A 16495-nucleotide genomic window follows, 5' to 3' on the forward strand; every position below is an offset into this window, starting at 1 on the left:
AATAATGAGAAAAATAAAACTCTATTCAGGAATTGTAATCTACTTTTTTATTACCTCAATTTGTTATGCTCAGAATGAAATAAATCAAAAACTTTACGGAATCGAATTATTATTTGTTGATGAAAAATTTGATCAAGCAGAAAAAGAATTATTAAAAGCTGAGAAATTATATGGCAATGATGATCTGAATAAAGTGAAAATATTCGCACGATTCTCGATGCTCTATCTTCTTGAAAATAAGATTGAAAAAGCTTATAATTATGCAGAATCGAGCAAAGAAATAGCCGCTTATACATCTGATAAACTTGATGATGCTTATAATTTAGAATCTTTTGCTCGTATTTATTTAAACAATCAACTCCCAGAAAAAACTGTTGAATTTGCAAATGAAGCATTAAAAATTTTAGATAAATATCCGAAAGAATATTTCTTGAAATCAAGAATATATTCATTGTTAACAATGATGCATACTCGCAACGGAGTTTATTCTGTCGAATACGAAAACTATATGAATAATGCATTGAAAAATGCATTGTTATCTAAAAATCCATTGCAGATTTATAATTCACTAACCGAAAAATCCTTGGTGAGTTACGCAAAATATAATCAAACTCATAAACAAGAGGATATTGAAAATGCGATAAAATATACAGAAGAAGCTCTGCATTTTGTTGAAGAAAATACGAAAACGCTTTATGCAAGTACGCCGAGAATATTGTTATATAATAATTATTCGTCTTTACTATTTAATTATCCAAACAAAAAATTCAATACAGCACAACGTCTAAAGCTTGCAGAAGAATATACACTAAAAGGCTTAAAACTATCAGAACAAAGTAATATTAAAGGAATGCAGATGGCAACTTATGCTTCTTATGCTCAGATATTAGAAACTAAAAACCTAACCAAACAAGCAGAAGATTACTATATTAAGGCTTATAATTTGGCAAAAGATGATAAAATAAATCGTGAATTACGAGTTGCTGCAAATATCTCAGATATAGTCGCACGTTTTTATGAAAAAGAAGGTCAATTAGAAAAATCCCTTTTTTATACACAAGAAAATTTACGATTTACAAAAGAATCTTTCAAGCAATTAACTGAGAATAAACGAAAATTCTTGGAAATCTATTTTAGTACTGAGCAAAAAAATCAGCAAATAAAACAGTTAGAAGAAAAGAATCAAATTTATTCAAAACAAAAGTTTCTTTATATAGGTATAACATTACTTGCTATTGCTGGTTTGATTTTCTTAATGTACATGTTGTATTATAAACTAAAATCAAACAAACAGAAAACCGATTTATTAGAAGCTGAACGCTATGAAGCAGAGCTGAATCTTGAACTTGAAAAAGAAGAAAAGGCTCGTATTAAAGCCGAACAAGAGTTATTAGCTTTACAGCAAGAACAATTGAACAAGCAAGCTTTAGCAACTTCTTTGCAATTAAAACAAAAGAATTCTTTCTTGAATGATTTGAAGGAAAAAGTAAAAGACAAAGAAGCAATTAATTTGGACAGAATCCTAAAAGATGAACGTTTAATGGACGATGATTTTAATGAAATACAAAATATTATAAAAGAAGTTCATCCAAACTTTTTCAATAAACTAAGTGAAGTTTCGAAAAGTAAATTAACTAATCAAGACATGAAGTACGCAGCATATTTGTATCTAAATATGGATAATGTACAAATCGCAAATGTGATGAAAGTAGAAACGAAAACTGTACGTATGGCAAAATATCGTTTAAAACAGAAAATTGGTTTAGAAAAAGAAGCTGATTTACAAACATTTATTCAAAGTTTATTTTCATAAAAAAATCTGTAGACACTTGTCTACAGATTTTTTGTTCTTATTCTATCTTAAGTTCTGCAACAATTGGAAAATGATCCGATTTTATATCATCTCCACGATAAAAATTGGTCACTTTTATTTTCTTCGAAACCCAACATTGGTCAATATTTGTGCGGAAAATCGGAATGAAAGCATTCCAAGAATTATTCAATCCAAAACCAGAACGAGCATCTTTCATTTTATCTGATTGCACCAATTTGAAATTCGGTGAATAAACCGTAGAATTCAAATCTCCAACTAAAATGATATTTTCATTCGGTAAAGCATCAATTTCCTGCTTCATCAATTCGTATTGTTTATTTCGTCTTTCAAAACGAGCCTGATTTGGTAAAGGCGGAACAGGATGCGTTGCCAAAATACTTAATGGTTTAGCGTCTACAATAATTTCCGCTAAAATAGACGGATGCATCTCATCAATATAATTTTTTGTAGACACTTTAGAGAATGGAATTTTAGAATAAATCGCAATTCCAAAATTGTTACTTCTTACTTCTTCTTTATAATATGGATATTCTTTTCGGATAAACTCTACATGTTTTTGCCAAGCTGGCGTTAATTCTTGTAAAACAATTACATCACTTTTATCTTTAGTCAAATAATCTTTTAGATGTTGAAATTCTTCATTCTGAGAAAAAATATTGATTGATGTAATTTTAAAATTAGATTTTTCTCCTTTCGCATTTTCTCCAAAATAGAAATTTCCTAAGTTTTTGTACGTAATAATTGGAATCGCAACCAAAGGAATCAACCATAAAATATTTTTCTTTTCTTCTTTTCGAATTGAATAATTGTAAATCAAACACAAGAAAAAAGCAATAATCAGCGCATAAATAGAATATTGCACCAACATATCGAATACAAAATATTGATAAAAACTCTTGCTCGTTAAATAAATTCCAGCAAATACAAAAAATAAAATTCTACTCCATTTTGTTAACATCTCGTCAATACTTTTTTAATTCTCGTAAAAATAGAAATTATATTATTCATTAACTTCGCAATATGATAAAAATCGGAATTTTAGGAGGAGGACAATTGGGATATATGTTTTTGCAAAATGCATTGCAATATCCTTGCGAGATTAGTATTTTAGATCCAGCTGCTGATGCACCTTGCGCACCACATGCACATCATTTTGTACAAGGCGATTTCAAAGATTATGAAACGGTTGTTGCATTTGGAAAAGGTTTAGATGCTATCGGAATAGAAATTGAGCATGTAAATGTTGAGGCGTTACGTTATCTAAAATCAATTGGAAAACGCGTTGTTCCAGATCCTGAAGCTTTAGCGATTATTCAAGACAAAGGAGTTCAGAAAGAATTTTATGTCAAAAATAATATTCCGACTGCGCCTTATTTTGGATTAGATGATTGGAAAGATTTAAAATCGAAACAAGATATCAATTATCCGATTTTTCAAAAATCTCGAAAAGATGGTTATGATGGAAAAGGTGTTCAGTTCCTAAAATCTGAAGTTGATTTAGACAAAATGCTTCAAGCTCCTTCAATTTTCGAAACGCCAGCCGATTTAGATCGTGAAATTGCGGTTGTTACGGTTGCCGATCATTTAGGAAATATTGTCACTTATCCAACGGTAGAATTTGTCATCAACGAAGAATATAATTTGTTAGATTATTTATTGATGCCTTCTACACTTCCGAAAGAAATCACTGATCGAGCTGAACAAATTGCGAGTGATGTTGTAAAAGCATTGAAATCTCCAGGAGTTTTCGCAGTTGAATTATTCTTGAACAAAGATCAATCGATTTGGGTAAACGAAACCGCTTCTCGTGTTCACAATTCTGGACATTCAACAATTGAAGCAGCTTATTCATCACAATTTGATCAAATGTTAAGAACCTTAATGCAATTGCCACTTGGCTCTACAAAATTGTTTACAACTTCTGCAATGGTCAATTTGATTGGAGCTGAAGGACAAACTGGACAAGCAGAAATCGAAAATATTGAAGAATTATTGACGATTCCAGGAACATTTTTGCATTGGTACGCAAAAACTATCACAAAACCAGGTCGAAAAATGGGGCATGTGACATTGGTGAATGATGATTTAGAACAATTAAAACAAAACATAAAACAAGTTAATGCAACGGTGAAAGTCGTAGCAAAAAAGTAACAACTATGGTAGGAATTATAATGGGAAGTGATAGCGATTTGCCTATCATGAAACAAGCTGCTGATCTATTAACAGAATTAAATATCCCTTTCGAATTAACAATTGTTTCGGCACATCGTACGCCACAACGTATGTTTGATTATGCAAAAACAGCACACGAACGTGGAATAAATGTCATTATAGCTGGTGCTGGTGGCGCTGCACATTTACCAGGAATGGTTGCGTCTATTACGCCGCTTCCTGTGGTTGGTGTTCCAATTAAATCGTCAAATTCGATTGATGGTTGGGATTCTATTTTATCTATTTTGCAAATGCCAAATGGGATTCCGGTTGCGACTGTTGCTGTGAATGCGGCGAAGAATGCAGGAATTTTGGCAGCGCGTATTTTAGGTGCGACTAATCCTACTTTGCAAGAAAGATTAATCAAATATCAAGAAGATTTACAAAAAGCTGTAGAAGCGAAAATAGAGCTTGTAAAAGGCGAATATCCGAATGGGTTTGATAAATAAGTTAATTTATTAAAATATGGAAGAAAATAATTTTTGGATATATTCAACTTATTTTAATGAATTTATTAAACTCCTTAAACAAGAATTTAATTTTCAAAAGGATTTAGATTTAATAAAATATAATCTTTTTCAAACTAATTTTGATAAAGATATATGGTTTGAATTATCCGAATCCGAATCTTATCATAAAATTGAAATTTCTAAAGACAATGATGATCGTGATATTATTTTCTTCAAAATCATAACAACTAAAAATAAAATGGATTCCATTCAATCCTTTTTATCAGAAATTGAAAAAGAATAAATAATTATTTCCATAAACCAAAAACTCCCAAACTTTATAGCTTGGGAGTTTTTTATGATAATTTATTTATATGAGTAAAAATTGTATCGAGAATTAAGAAGAATTTTATCTTATAAATCCTTATTCTCGATACAAAATTCTAAACGAATTTCACTCGAATTGACGGTTTTATTGATAAAATTAATCTAAAATAATTTTCATACTGTCACGCTTAAGTTTATTATCCAGTAGAATAACTTTTTTATTTTTTTCTTTCTCTACAATCAAATTCACTTTAGGACATTTAAAACCACAAGGAATTAATATTGTCCTAGTTTTGAAGAAGCCATTTTTATCTGTAAATAATACTTTTGGTTTATAGTATTCTCCCATTGCATTAATATAGAAATCGTCTTTAATACCATTTTTTCTTAATTTTTCTCTTTCTTCTGATAAAATTGTATCCAACTCAAATCCTACCTTTTTTATAGTATCATTTTTCCTCAATAATACGGTTATCTTGGCATCTGAAATAGGTTCATTTTCGGAATTATAAACATTACCATTAAATCTTATAAATGATTCACAAGAAATTAATGATATTAATCCAAAGAAATATAGAATATATTTTGCGTTTATCATAAATCTAATTTATCCTTAAATATAAAACAAAAACCGCCAGAAGAATTCTTCTGGCGGTTTTATTTATTATAAGAAATTTTTAAATCTTAACGTAAAGCTCTATCGCGGTTATCAACCACATCAGCAGCTTGAATCAATGATTGTAACAATGTTTGTTGGAAACGTCCTTGTAATTGACGGTTTAAATTATCCAAAATCATTGAACCTTTTTGATTCTTTTGAATTTGTTGGTTTGAAGGAATAATGTAGAAAACTCCAGCATTACCTGCAATCGCTTTAGAAGATTGATTTAGTTTTACTCCAAACGCAGCTCCTACAACTTTAGGCTCTAAACCAATTCCTGTTAAATTAGAATTAGAGAAGTTAACCGTAGCATTTCCTTTTTTCGCTCCAAATTTAGATGCAAAAGCATTCAATCCTCCGTTTGCAACTTGTTCATCAACCAATTTAGCAACTTTTTCGTGCATCAAAACTGGCTCTACATATTGGCGAACAACACTTGGATGTGCTAAACCTTTGTCAAATTTTTCAACTAAATGAACAACGATGTAATCTCCTGTAGAAGATGTAAACAAGTTTGTCGCTCCTTTATCTGTTTTCTTGTCAAAAGCCCATTTTAAGATATCTCCATCCTGATCGTTTGGAATATCTTGACCAATTGCAGCATAACGCTCAATACCTTCTGTTGTATTATTTAAATAACCACCTTTTTTCGCAGTATTTTTGAAATCATTCAATGATTTTCCTTCAACATTCTGAACATATGTTCTAGCATTTGTAAATGCTTTTTCTGTTGTTGCTTTAGAAGGCTCGATCGTTTTTACAATGTTTGCAACTTGATAAGCTGTTTTGTTTTTCGCGTCATCAACTTTGATAATGTGAAATCCGAATTGAGATTCTACCAAATCAACTGTTCCAACTGGTTTAGAGAAAATAAATCCGTTATAAGTTTGGTCTAATTGATTGTTTTTTCCAACCCAACCAATGCTTCCTTTTTGTACAGCAGATGATTTATCATCAGATTTTGTTGAAGCAACTTCTCCAAAAGAAGCTGGATTAGCTTTTACTTCAGCTAAAATTTGTTCAGCTAATTTTTTTGCTTCGTCTTTTGTACGTTTTACTCCGTTTCCAGCAGCGCTTCCTGTATAAGAAACTAAGATATGGCTAGATTTTACAGAATCTTTTACTTCTTTCGATTTCGAAAGTTTGTATAATTGGTATGTATTTCCAATTTTGAAAGGTCCACCAATTTGTCCAACTGTTGCAGTTTTCAAGAAGTTTGTTGCTTCTGGTCCTAATTGAGCTTGTTCTAATTCTGCTTTTGTAAAATAATTTGGAATAAATGGTTTCTCAGAATTTTGAGTCACATAAACCGAATCACTTTTTGCAGAACCAAACGCTGCAATTGTATCTGTAACATTGTTCACTTCGTCATGAACAATTTGAGTTGATAAATACTTTTTGATATTTGCTAAAGCAACAGCGTCATCAGCAGTAGATGCTCCCGCAGGGAAATAAGTGTAACTTAATTTTACTAAACCTTCTGCTTTGAACAATTTTGGATATTTCGCTTCGTAAGCAGAAATTTCTTCGTCTGTTACTTTTACATTTAATTTTTTAGCCAAAGTTGCGTAATCTACAAATGCATACTGTATATTTGCATTAGAAATATTGTACCCTTGTTGAATATCCGCTTCTTTACCTGTAACCGCTGTACCAGCCATTACATAACCAAAATATTTTTGAGATAAAATCTGTAATTTTATTTGTTCAGCAGTTTGCAACCAACCTCTATATTGTTGTTGCGCTTCTGGACTTGATGCCGCATTTGCTTCTAATTGCGCAATCTGTTGTTGTGCTTCTGCACCAGACGCCATTCCGAAGTTTTGAGCTGTATAACTCCAAAATTCATCATCAGAAACTTTTAAACCTAATTTTTCAGCATGTTGTTTCAACACTTTCTGACTAACTAAGCTGTTCCAAGTTTGTTGAGCAATTTGATTTGGAGTTGCAGTTTGACCTTGATTTTCGTACATCTTTTGTGTTTGATCGTACGCACTCTGATATTCTGCAATACCAATAGGTTCTCCGTTCACTGTACCAACTACAGACGGATCTCCAGTAAATAATTGTTTTATTTTTGAATTCTCTCCGAATAAATCTCCTGCAACGAAAGCTAACATTGCAACTCCGATTACCACGAAGATCAGCCAAGTTTTTTTACGAATTTCTCCTAAAACTGCCATTGTTTTATTTTAATGTTATTTCTATAATAGGTGGCGAAAATACGACAATACATTGAATAATAAAATAGAAGAAGCGACAAGTATGCGCTTTTTTGTTAATTTTTTTAACGCTCTTTAGAATTTTTGATTATCATCAACATACTTAAATCCTTGATTATTGAATAAAGTATAGGTTTCTAAATCGTCAGTAGCTTGCAAACCGTTTTTCGCTGTTAACGAATCGCCTTCCTTGCTAATTAAGTAAACTTCTTTCGATGTATAAACTGTTTTATTTTTCTTATTCCAAAATAATTGTTCGCTTTTCAACGAATCACCTTTCTCATTTACGATAATTACGTTTCCTCTACCTTCGTACAATCCCGTTACATCACTCAACTTCGCCCAATCTGCTTGAAAATAGCCTGGTTTTACGCTTCCTTTTTGATAAAAATCAAGGTTTAAACCTTTTCTAAAAATCGTGTAAGGAGAATCTACCGTTGTATATTCTTCGATTAGTGGCGAACGCAAATTACCAGAAATTCTTCCCGAATCTTTGTTAATAATATTTGCATTGATAAGTGTGCGTGTTGGGAATTCTACCTTCTTTTTACTGATAGGAGGAAGTTCTTTTTTACAAGAAAAAAGCAAAACGAAAACGCTAATCAGACCAAATACAAGAGTTAATTTAATTAAAACTTTTTCGTTTGCTTTTTTATACAATTTTTGTTTGTCCAAAATTAGTCAATAACTCTTTTTCTAAACCAAATATCGTTAATATCAAATCCAACTTTAACTCCGAAATAATTTTCTTTAATTAAGTTGTTTGCTGTTTTTCCTTTTTGTCCGTACTCTAACGAAATATTCATCATAGAACCATCATTTTGTTTTCCGATTGGAAATCCAAAACCTAAAGTTGCTCCATAAGCGTCAATATCTGTTCCGTGAATAGAGTATTGAGCTGATTGATAATACATACCAGCACGATACGTTACACGATTAAAATAACTTTTGTAACTGTTGTAATCTGGAATCCAATATCCTCCAACAGCCAAACGTACATTATTTTTGTAATCTACTGCAGAAGACATTGTTTCATTTTGACCTTGTAATGGTTGAGAGAAATCTTTCCAATTATTATATTTTGCTTCTACAGCTAACGACCACGTATTATCTTTAGAATATGATGCTCCTAAAGTAAATTGTTGTGGAATCTTAGTTTTTCCATTATCAATTCTAATAATAGAAATTGTATCTACAGAAGATTGTGTTGTTCCAATATATGTATAAGAAGTTGTAAGATCTGTAACATCAGTTCTTAGCTTAGTTCCTAATGTATAAGTAGCTCCAATGTTTAAATTGTTATTTTTTCCAATTTTCTTTGTATACATAGATCCTAAAGTAAATTGAGCACCACGATAGTTCGATTTATCGCTATAATCTACAGCTAAACTTGCTCCATCTACAGCTAAAATCTCATTACGTTGTAACTCTCCGAAAAGATAATTAACGCGTAAACCTAAAGAAAATCCTTTTGAAAGATTTCTTGAATAAAAAGCATGAAGACTATTTAACCCTCCATCACCTTTCATTTGTACAGTTTGTTTGATATTATTTTTCTCAGAAGTATTCATAATATCATATCCCAACGCTGTGTAAGGTTGAAAACCAACTCCGAAACTTCCTTTTTCACCAACTGGAAAAGCCAATGAAATATTAGAAACATTGAAACGACCTGCGTTTTCCTTATCTGTTCCAGATTTGAAATTATAATTAGTTCCACTTCCACTTGCATTGAAAGTTGTCATACGCAAGTTTTGGTTTGCCGCCGGATTCGAGAAGTTCGCACTTTGTCCAAAAGGATTCGTAGGAACCGTTGAGATACCGCCCATACCAGCTTGTTCAGTATTATTATCAAACAATTGCTCCCCTACTCCGTATGCCGAATAAGGTGAAACTGATATTGACTGAGCTTTTATTGTTACCACGCTAAATAGTGATAAACTACAAATAATCCACTTCATTATGAATGTATAATAGAATTCTAAGACGCAAATATGATGATTTGTTGCGAATTGTAAAAATTAGATTGCAAAAATGAGCTGTTAATTATGTATTAAAATATTAAAACAGCTTATTTTTTGCAAAGATAAAAATATTTTAAAATTTATTTCTCGGTAAATGAACAAGATAGCTTTTTCGTATAAAAAATATTTTAAATAATGTTTGGTGGAACAGATTTTCGCTCTATATTTGCATCACAATTAAGGCGGTGCCTTAGCTCAGTTGGTAGAGCAAAGGACTGAAAATCCTTGTGTCCCTGGTTCGATTCCTGGAGGCACCACTGCTTAAAACCTCAATCAAATGATTGAGGTTTTTTTTGTTTTAATTTTTAAATGTTAATAATATCTTAATTATTTTTTTAGTATTTTTCTTGAGATTACTTCATTATTAGTATAGAAATTAACAATATATTGTCCTTTTGGTAAATTAGCTATATTTATTTGGTCGCCTTTTACTTCTTTAAGAATTCTACCTGTAAAATCCAGAACACGAATTTTTTCTACTTTCTCTAAACCTTTTATGTAAATAATATCCGAAGTTGGATTTGGATAAACTGATACTTGTTTTTTATTCGCTTCGTATGTTCCTAATGTTAATGCTTCTACTTTTACATTACCCAATTTTAGTATCATAGATTCTTTATAATCAGTCTTATAATGCCTGAAAACTATTTTTACTTTTTGACCAACATACTCATCTATTGACAAATTAATATCTTTTGGAACTTCTGAATAATCTTGATCGAGCTTTTCAGTAAAAATAGGGTTTTCATTACCTGTAAACGTAGAAGTAGAAGGTAATATATAAACACTATAATTCTCTTTTGCTAATTCTAGCGACATATTAGAAATGCTAAAAGATAGTTTTAAATTCTTTTCAGAAGGCAATGTTATTTCAGGACTAACTAGAATATTATCAGTATTTATAGGCATAAAAACTATATTAGATATAGAAATAGCACAAGAGCCAAATGGTGTTGCATCATTATAAAATTCCCACATAAAACCATCACCATCTAGTTCTGACCTTGTCCATAAATTTCTTGTTCCTTCTGGAGAAAAATTTTCTTCGAAAATAATAGTATTTTGCGCATTAGCAAATCCTAATATAAATGTAGTAAGTAGTAAAAAGTTTTTTTTCATATTGAATTAATTATTAATGATTTAAAAATACAATTATTTCACTAACAAACATTAGTTTTAAAAACAAATCTATAAAAGCTTATTTAAATAAAAAAAGCATCAATATTTATTGATGCTTTTAGTAAAATATTCTAAAATAACTGTTTACACATTAAACAAGAAATGCATAATATCACCATCTTGTACGATGTATGCTTTTCCTTCTACGTTCAATTTTCCTGCTTCACGACATTTAGATTCTGATCCGTAAGTGATATAATCATCAAATTTGATTACCTCTGCACGAATAAATCCTTTCTCAAAATCAGTGTGAATAACTCCTGCCGCTTGTGGTCCAGTAAAACCTTTTTTGATTGTCCAAGCACGAACTTCTTTTACACCTGCTGTGAAATAAGTTTCTAAATCTAACAATGTGTAAGCAGAACGAATCAAACGATTAACTCCTGGTTCTTCTAATCCTAACTCTTCTAAGAAAATTTGACGCTCATCAAACGTTTCTAATTCATTGATATCAGCTTCAATTTGTGCCGCTAAAATTAGCACTTCTGCGTGTTCATCTTTTACAGCTTCTTTTACTTTTTCTACCCATTCGTTGCCGTCTTTTGCAGCAGATTCGTCTACATTACATAAGTACAAAACTGGTTTAGAAGTAATTAATTGTAACGAATCCACAATTTCTTGCTCTTTTTCGTCCAAATCCATTTCACGAACATTTTTCAACTCTTCTAAATGAGCGATTACAGCTGTTAAAACTTCTACAACTTTTTGTTCGTCTTTATTTCCCGCTTTTGCTGCTTTTTTAGATTTATCGATACGTTTTGTAACTGTATCCAAATCTTTTAATTGCAACTCAATATCGATTGTTTCTTTATCGCGTAATGGATTAATAGAACCATCAACGTGTGTAATATTTTCGTTTTCGAAACAACGTAAAACGTGAATAATTGCATTACACTCGCGGATATTTCCTAAAAATTGATTTCCTAAACCTTCTCCCTTACTTGCTCCTTTTACCAAACCAGCAATATCTACAATTTCTACAACCGCAGGCACAACGCGCTCTGGATTTACAATTGCTTCTAACTGATTTAGACGAGTATCTGGTACAGAAACTGTTCCTACATTTGGTTCAATTGTACAGAAAGGATAATTCGCCGATTGCGCTTTTGCATTCGACAAACAGTTAAATAAAGTAGATTTACCAACATTAGGCAATCCAACAATTCCACATTTCATATATGTTGTCTCTTTTTTTTTAATGATTGAATATTAGAACGATGTTCTAATAATTTTGTGCAAAGATAATGATTTCCATTAAATTTATTTAACCGAAGAAACTCTGTTCAATTTTATGTTTAATACATTTCCAGAATATGATTTCATTTCACCATAAAAACAATCACAAGTTGCATTATAAGTCAAATCATAATAATTAGAAGTTTTATCAAGATTTATCTTTCTGAATTTGAGTTGAGGAAATTTAAACACAACAGAATCTGTCACGTCTTTTTCATAACCGTCCTGAAAATCAAATTCTATTTTCAATTTTGATTTATTTCTCGAAACATCCATAATCGCATCATTTTTCGACAAAGGAACTTCTACCACTTTCGATTTATAATCCAAAAAATCTTGTTTCCATTTTCCTTCAATCGTTTTTATGTAATTGGATGCGCAACTTGTGAGAAATAGCAAAATGATAAATCCTAAAAAATGTTTCATAAGTGTTAATTTTTAATTGAAAATACAATTATTTATTTACATTTACTTAAATACTTATTACAATGAAATTAAAAGCCTTAATCGTAAGTTTTATGATTGCTTTCGCAGGAATCGTAAACGCGCAAACAGCAACAGAAATATTAACAAAAGCTCAAAATCAAGCGAAAGTTGAAAATAAAAATGTCTTCTTAATTTTTCATGCTTCTTGGTGTGGATGGTGTAAAAAGATGGAAAAAAATATGGACGATCCAGCTGTGAAACCATATTTTGATGCGAATTATGTCAAAACATTTATTACTGTTCAAGAACGTGCTGAAAAGAAAAATTTAGAAACGCCAGGCGGAGATGCTGTCAATGAGAAATTAGGTGGAAAAGATCAAGGTTTACCTTTTTGGGTAATTCTAGATTCGACTGGAAAAGTTCTAGAAGATTCTCGCGTAAATGGAGAAAATCTAGGTGGTCCAGCTTCTGAAGAAGAAGTAAATCATTTGATTGCAAAACTTGAAAAAACATCGAAAAACGATAAAGTTGATCCAGAAAAAATCAAAGAAGTTTTTATCTTGAAAAAGAAATAGATGACTAGTCCTAAAATAATATTTAAGCCCGAAGGAATATGTTTTTTTCAGTTTTTTTATATTTTTTTTGGAGTCTTATTTTTAAGACTCAAGAGAGATCTTAGACTGTTATAGAGATAAACACTTTGTTTAAACATATTACTTTAGTTCATCTATATTTTCAGGTTTTCCTATCAAGAATTCTTGTTTTAAAACATTAAAATATTTTGTGTAATTTCGTCTTACCATAAATTGGTCACACATTTGAGAAAATTATGTCTCAATTCATTTTTTAGAATTTCTCAGTAAAGTGAATTGAGATTCAAATTGTTTTAGATTATTTTAATTATAAAAATCATAATGCACAACATATTGTTATAGTGAGTTAAGAAAGGGTTTGAGCTCATTATTATAATAATTAATTTTTAATCTGTTCAAATTTCTCGAACTTTTTTTATTCTTCAATATAATCAAGAGGAATATGCCAAATTTCGGTTTTATTTTTTTCTCGAAAGAAGTCTAAATGTCCAATTTCATTCAATCCATATTCTTTTGGAATGATATTTAAACGTTTTTTCTTCGCATTTTTCAAAACAAATTGCGCAAATAAATCTACAGATTTTGGCGTTGCCATAAAATCATCATCCAAACTAATGATTAAAACAGGTTTTGTAATTTCATCATACAAATTTTGAGTTTCATCTGCATAACCTAAAATAGAAGTTTCATTCAGAATTAATTTTCGCCAATCTTTTGCAATTCCAATTGGAATTGGTTCGCCCATTCCAACTTTTTGAGAAGGAAAAAATCCGTAAAAAGCAGACAAAATAGGAATCGCAATACGAAAAAAGAAATTCACTTTTGGCTTATCTTTTTGATGAAAATTTTTGATATAACCATATTGTGAGCCAATCGTTACAATTTTATCATAAACTTTGTAAGCGCGTGTCAAACCAATCATAATTCCGCCAATGCTATGACCAATTAAAAATTTTTCGTGATTGGGATAAAATTCTTCTATATATTGTGTCAGACCTAAAAAATCTTTGTCCGCCCAATCTGTAAAATGCGCTTCAAAATCTTTTAACTTTTTTGGTTTAGAATCGCCGATTCCTCGATAATCATAGGTAAAAACTAAATATCCTTTGTTAGCTAAATACGTTGCATATTTGGCATAAAAAGTTTGTTTAACACCAATTGCAGAGGAAATAACAATAATTTTTTTTGTTGCATTATTTTCACCAAAAGAGGTCACTGCAATTTTGAATCCGTCGGAAGTATCGATTTGAAAAGTTTTCATATTTCAATGGTTTGAAGGTTAAAGTTAAAATTTTATCTCAAATCTTTTTTATAAACTGAAAACATCATTCAAAATCTTTATTTTTACCAGATAATTATTGAACCGAATGAAAAATATATTCAGCCTATTTTTAGCGTCAATTTTGTTGCTTTCAGTTTTTTCGTGCAAAGAAGACGATTCGTTGGCAATATCGCAAGATCAATTATTGCGATCAGGAAAATGGCAATTGAAAGAAATTAGAGAAACGAAAGGAAACATAACGACAACAGACAAACTATTGGCTTGTGAACGTCAATCTATATTAGATTTTTCGGATGTTAAGAATTATAATTCTAACATGTATAAAACTGAAAAAGGAAATTGTGTACAAGAGCAAACGACAGGAACGTATGTGTATAATACATCTAAAACAAAACGTTTGTTAACGATGTCTCTGAATGATACAACGCAATATGAGTACTATGTGAAGCAATTAGATCCAAAATATTTGGTTTTGCAAGATACGCTGAGTAAAGTAGATACGATAAAGCTTCGTTTGCAAGTTTTTGAAATTGTAAAATAATAAATAAAAATACCTTCCAAGATGGAAGGTGTTTTTTTATTCGAACATTTTTCGAGTAATAAAATCTTTGTCTAAACTCCAAGCGCGTGCAGGAGAGTATTCTCGTCCATAATAAATGATTTGAATATGTAATTTGTTCCACAATTCTTTTGGAAAGATTTTTTTAGCATCTTTTTCTGTTTCCTCAACATTTTTCCCTTTTGTCAATTTCCATAATTTCATCAAACGATGAATATGTGTGTCGACAGGAAAAGCTGGATGACCAAACCATTGAGACATCACAACCGAAGCAGTTTTATGCCCAACGCCAGGTAATTCTTCTAATTCTTCAAAACTTTCTGGAACTTCTCCATCGTATTTTTCGATTAAAATTTCGGATAATCGTTTGATGTTTTTGGCTTTTGTGTTTGATAAACCAATTTCGCGGATATAATATTTTATTTCATCTACTTCTAACAGCGACATTGCTTTTGCGTTGGCAGCTTTCGCAAATAATTCGGGTGTTACTTGATTCACTTTTTTATCTGTTGTTTGGGCAGATAATAAAACGGCAATCAATAATGTAAAAGCATCTTGATGATCTAATGGAATTGGTGGAACTGGATATAATTTTTCCAATTCATCAATCACAAATTGGATACGTTCTTTCTTTAACATCATAAGTTCTGAAACTTTTTGTGTAAAAATAGGGAAAGATCTTTAATTTCGCTTTATGTTTTACGAAATGCGAAGCTCGCTATTAGAAAATCGAAGTTCGAATATTTTTCGTAAGTTTTAAAATAACAGCTTTTCCTTTTTTTAACCTTTTCCTTTTAGTTTTTCAATTTTTATTCATTTAAAAATGAATGAAGTTGTTAAGTGTTAGAATTTAGTAATTAGAAACTCACTAACCATCACTCAAAAACAAAAATTTTAAAAAGTAAAGTTTAAGCGACTTATATTGGCGTTGTGTAGCATTACATTTGTAGTATAAATAAAAGATTAATTAGTTAAATCAGTAATGATTCAAGATTTAATCATTATTTTTACGAGAAGTTCTAAAGACAAATCAAGATGTTAAAAATAGGAGATAAAGTTCCAGATTTTAAAGGAATTGATCAAGATGGAAACGAAGTTTCGTACCAAGATTTTGCAGGAAAAAAATTAGTCGTTTTCTTTTATCCAAAAGCAAGTACGCCTGGTTGTACAGCCGAAGCATGTGATTTGCGTGATAACGAAAATGCGTTGAAAGCACAAGGTTATCATTTGGTTGGAGTAAGTGCAGATTCTGTGAAAAGACAAAAGAATTTTGCAGAGAAAAATAATTTACCTTTTCCTTTGCTTGCAGACGAAAATCACGAAATTTTGAATGCTTTTGGTGTTTGGGGACCAAAGAAATTTATGGGACGCGAATTTGATGGAATTCATCGTACAACTTTCATTATTGATGAAAAAGGAGTGATTACGGATGTAATCGAAAAAGTGAAAACAAAAGAACACGCAAAACAAATTTTAGAAAAATAAAAAATAA

At 30.7% G+C, this 16495-nt stretch carries 17 protein-coding genes, 1 tRNA gene and 1 pseudogene; 8 read left to right on the forward strand and 11 right to left on the reverse strand.

Annotation, left to right across the window (positions count from 1 at the left end; all coding sequences use genetic code 11):
- The first annotated feature begins 4 nt into the window (after nt 1–4).
- Nucleotides 5–1813 carry a tetratricopeptide repeat protein gene (locus tag HXZ74_RS07450; RefSeq protein ID WP_286474663.1) on the forward strand — a complete coding sequence of 603 codons (1809 nt, stop codon included), beginning with the start codon at nt 5–7 and terminating at the stop codon, nt 1811–1813.
- Between the two features lie 37 nt (nt 1814–1850).
- Here the strand turns inward: HXZ74_RS07450 and HXZ74_RS07455 are convergent, their stop codons facing one another.
- A complete protein-coding gene (locus tag HXZ74_RS07455; RefSeq protein WP_115002165.1) occupies nt 1851–2792 on the reverse strand; it encodes an endonuclease/exonuclease/phosphatase family protein in 942 nt (313 codons plus the stop codon).
- A gap of 62 nt (nt 2793–2854) precedes the next feature.
- Between HXZ74_RS07455 and HXZ74_RS07460 the strand changes: the two genes are divergently transcribed.
- From HXZ74_RS07460 to HXZ74_RS07470, 3 genes are read left to right on the forward strand one after another with little or no spacing between them, the layout of a single operon-like run.
- The gene (locus HXZ74_RS07460; protein WP_115002166.1) at nt 2855–3985 is read left to right on the forward strand and encodes a 5-(carboxyamino)imidazole ribonucleotide synthase; all 1131 of its coding nucleotides are present in this window, start codon (nt 2855–2857) and stop codon (nt 3983–3985) included.
- A 5-nt stretch (nt 3986–3990) separates the two neighbouring features.
- The gene (gene purE / locus HXZ74_RS07465) at nt 3991–4494 is read left to right on the forward strand and encodes a 5-(carboxyamino)imidazole ribonucleotide mutase (protein WP_115002168.1); all 504 of its coding nucleotides are present in this window, start codon (nt 3991–3993) and stop codon (nt 4492–4494) included.
- A gap of 16 nt (nt 4495–4510) precedes the next feature.
- The gene (locus HXZ74_RS07470) at nt 4511–4798 is read left to right on the forward strand and encodes a hypothetical protein (RefSeq protein WP_038333182.1); all 288 of its coding nucleotides are present in this window, start codon (nt 4511–4513) and stop codon (nt 4796–4798) included.
- Between the two features lie 180 nt (nt 4799–4978).
- On the opposite strand, the gene HXZ74_RS07475 is transcribed toward HXZ74_RS07470, so the two are convergent.
- From HXZ74_RS07475 to bamG, 4 genes are all read right to left on the reverse strand, one after another.
- On the reverse strand, nt 4979–5419 hold the full coding sequence (locus HXZ74_RS07475) for a hypothetical protein (protein ID WP_280063168.1): 441 nt from the start codon (nt 5417–5419) through the stop codon (nt 4979–4981).
- Between the two features lie 86 nt (nt 5420–5505).
- A complete protein-coding gene (locus HXZ74_RS07480) occupies nt 5506–7665 on the reverse strand; it encodes a peptidylprolyl isomerase (RefSeq protein ID WP_286474665.1) in 2160 nt (719 codons plus the stop codon).
- A 114-nt stretch (nt 7666–7779) separates the two neighbouring features.
- A complete protein-coding gene (lptC, locus tag HXZ74_RS07485) occupies nt 7780–8364 on the reverse strand; it encodes an LPS export ABC transporter periplasmic protein LptC (protein ID WP_286474668.1) in 585 nt (194 codons plus the stop codon).
- A gap of 17 nt (nt 8365–8381) precedes the next feature.
- The gene (gene bamG, locus HXZ74_RS07490) at nt 8382–9665 is read right to left on the reverse strand and encodes a BamG family beta-barrel-assembly machinery protein (RefSeq protein WP_286474672.1); all 1284 of its coding nucleotides are present in this window, start codon (nt 9663–9665) and stop codon (nt 8382–8384) included.
- Between the two features lie 247 nt (nt 9666–9912).
- On the opposite strand from bamG, the gene HXZ74_RS07495 reads away from it, so the two are divergent.
- Nucleotides 9913–9985: transfer RNA gene (locus HXZ74_RS07495), tRNA-Phe, on the forward strand.
- A 70-nt stretch (nt 9986–10055) separates the two neighbouring features.
- Here the strand turns inward: HXZ74_RS07495 and HXZ74_RS07500 are convergent.
- The 3 genes from HXZ74_RS07500 to HXZ74_RS07510 form a co-directional block, all read right to left on the reverse strand.
- The gene (locus HXZ74_RS07500) at nt 10056–10847 is read right to left on the reverse strand and encodes a T9SS-dependent choice-of-anchor J family protein (protein ID WP_115002179.1); all 792 of its coding nucleotides are present in this window, start codon (nt 10845–10847) and stop codon (nt 10056–10058) included.
- 144 nt (nt 10848–10991) lie between these two features.
- Nucleotides 10992–12083 carry a redox-regulated ATPase YchF gene (ychF, locus tag HXZ74_RS07505; protein ID WP_280063162.1) on the reverse strand — a complete coding sequence of 364 codons (1092 nt, stop codon included), beginning with the start codon at nt 12081–12083 and terminating at the stop codon, nt 10992–10994.
- A gap of 84 nt (nt 12084–12167) precedes the next feature.
- Nucleotides 12168–12569 carry a hypothetical protein gene (locus HXZ74_RS07510; protein ID WP_038333167.1) on the reverse strand — a complete coding sequence of 134 codons (402 nt, stop codon included), beginning with the start codon at nt 12567–12569 and terminating at the stop codon, nt 12168–12170.
- A 62-nt stretch (nt 12570–12631) separates the two neighbouring features.
- Here HXZ74_RS07510 and HXZ74_RS07515 point away from each other — a divergent pair, with 62 nt between their 5' ends.
- A complete protein-coding gene (locus HXZ74_RS07515) occupies nt 12632–13144 on the forward strand; it encodes a thioredoxin family protein (protein ID WP_115002182.1) in 513 nt (170 codons plus the stop codon).
- Between the two features lie 163 nt (nt 13145–13307).
- Here HXZ74_RS07515 and HXZ74_RS17235 read toward each other — a convergent pair.
- Nucleotides 13308–13396, reverse strand: a pseudogene (locus HXZ74_RS17235) (IS982 family transposase); the annotation flags it as partial.
- 181 nt (nt 13397–13577) lie between these two features.
- On the reverse strand, nt 13578–14423 hold the full coding sequence (locus HXZ74_RS07520) for an alpha/beta hydrolase family protein (RefSeq protein WP_038333163.1): 846 nt from the start codon (nt 14421–14423) through the stop codon (nt 13578–13580).
- A gap of 106 nt (nt 14424–14529) precedes the next feature.
- Between HXZ74_RS07520 and HXZ74_RS07525 the strand changes: the two genes are divergently transcribed.
- The gene (locus HXZ74_RS07525) at nt 14530–14985 is read left to right on the forward strand and encodes a lipocalin-like domain-containing protein (RefSeq protein WP_115002186.1); all 456 of its coding nucleotides are present in this window, start codon (nt 14530–14532) and stop codon (nt 14983–14985) included.
- A gap of 36 nt (nt 14986–15021) precedes the next feature.
- Here the strand turns inward: HXZ74_RS07525 and nth are convergent, their stop codons facing one another.
- Nucleotides 15022–15642 (reverse strand): endonuclease III, encoded by a 621-nt coding sequence (gene nth, locus HXZ74_RS07530; RefSeq protein WP_115002188.1) that lies wholly within the window; start codon nt 15640–15642, stop codon nt 15022–15024.
- Nucleotides 15643–16032: 390 nt separating this feature from the next.
- On the opposite strand from nth, the gene bcp reads away from it, so the two are divergent.
- A complete protein-coding gene (bcp, locus tag HXZ74_RS07535; protein WP_115002189.1) occupies nt 16033–16488 on the forward strand; it encodes a thioredoxin-dependent thiol peroxidase in 456 nt (151 codons plus the stop codon).
- Nucleotides 16489–16495 lie beyond the last annotated feature (7 nt).

Source organism: Empedobacter sp. R750 (assembly GCF_030324345.1).
GTDB classification, from domain to species: domain Bacteria; phylum Bacteroidota; class Bacteroidia; order Flavobacteriales; family Weeksellaceae; genus Empedobacter; species Empedobacter falsenii_C.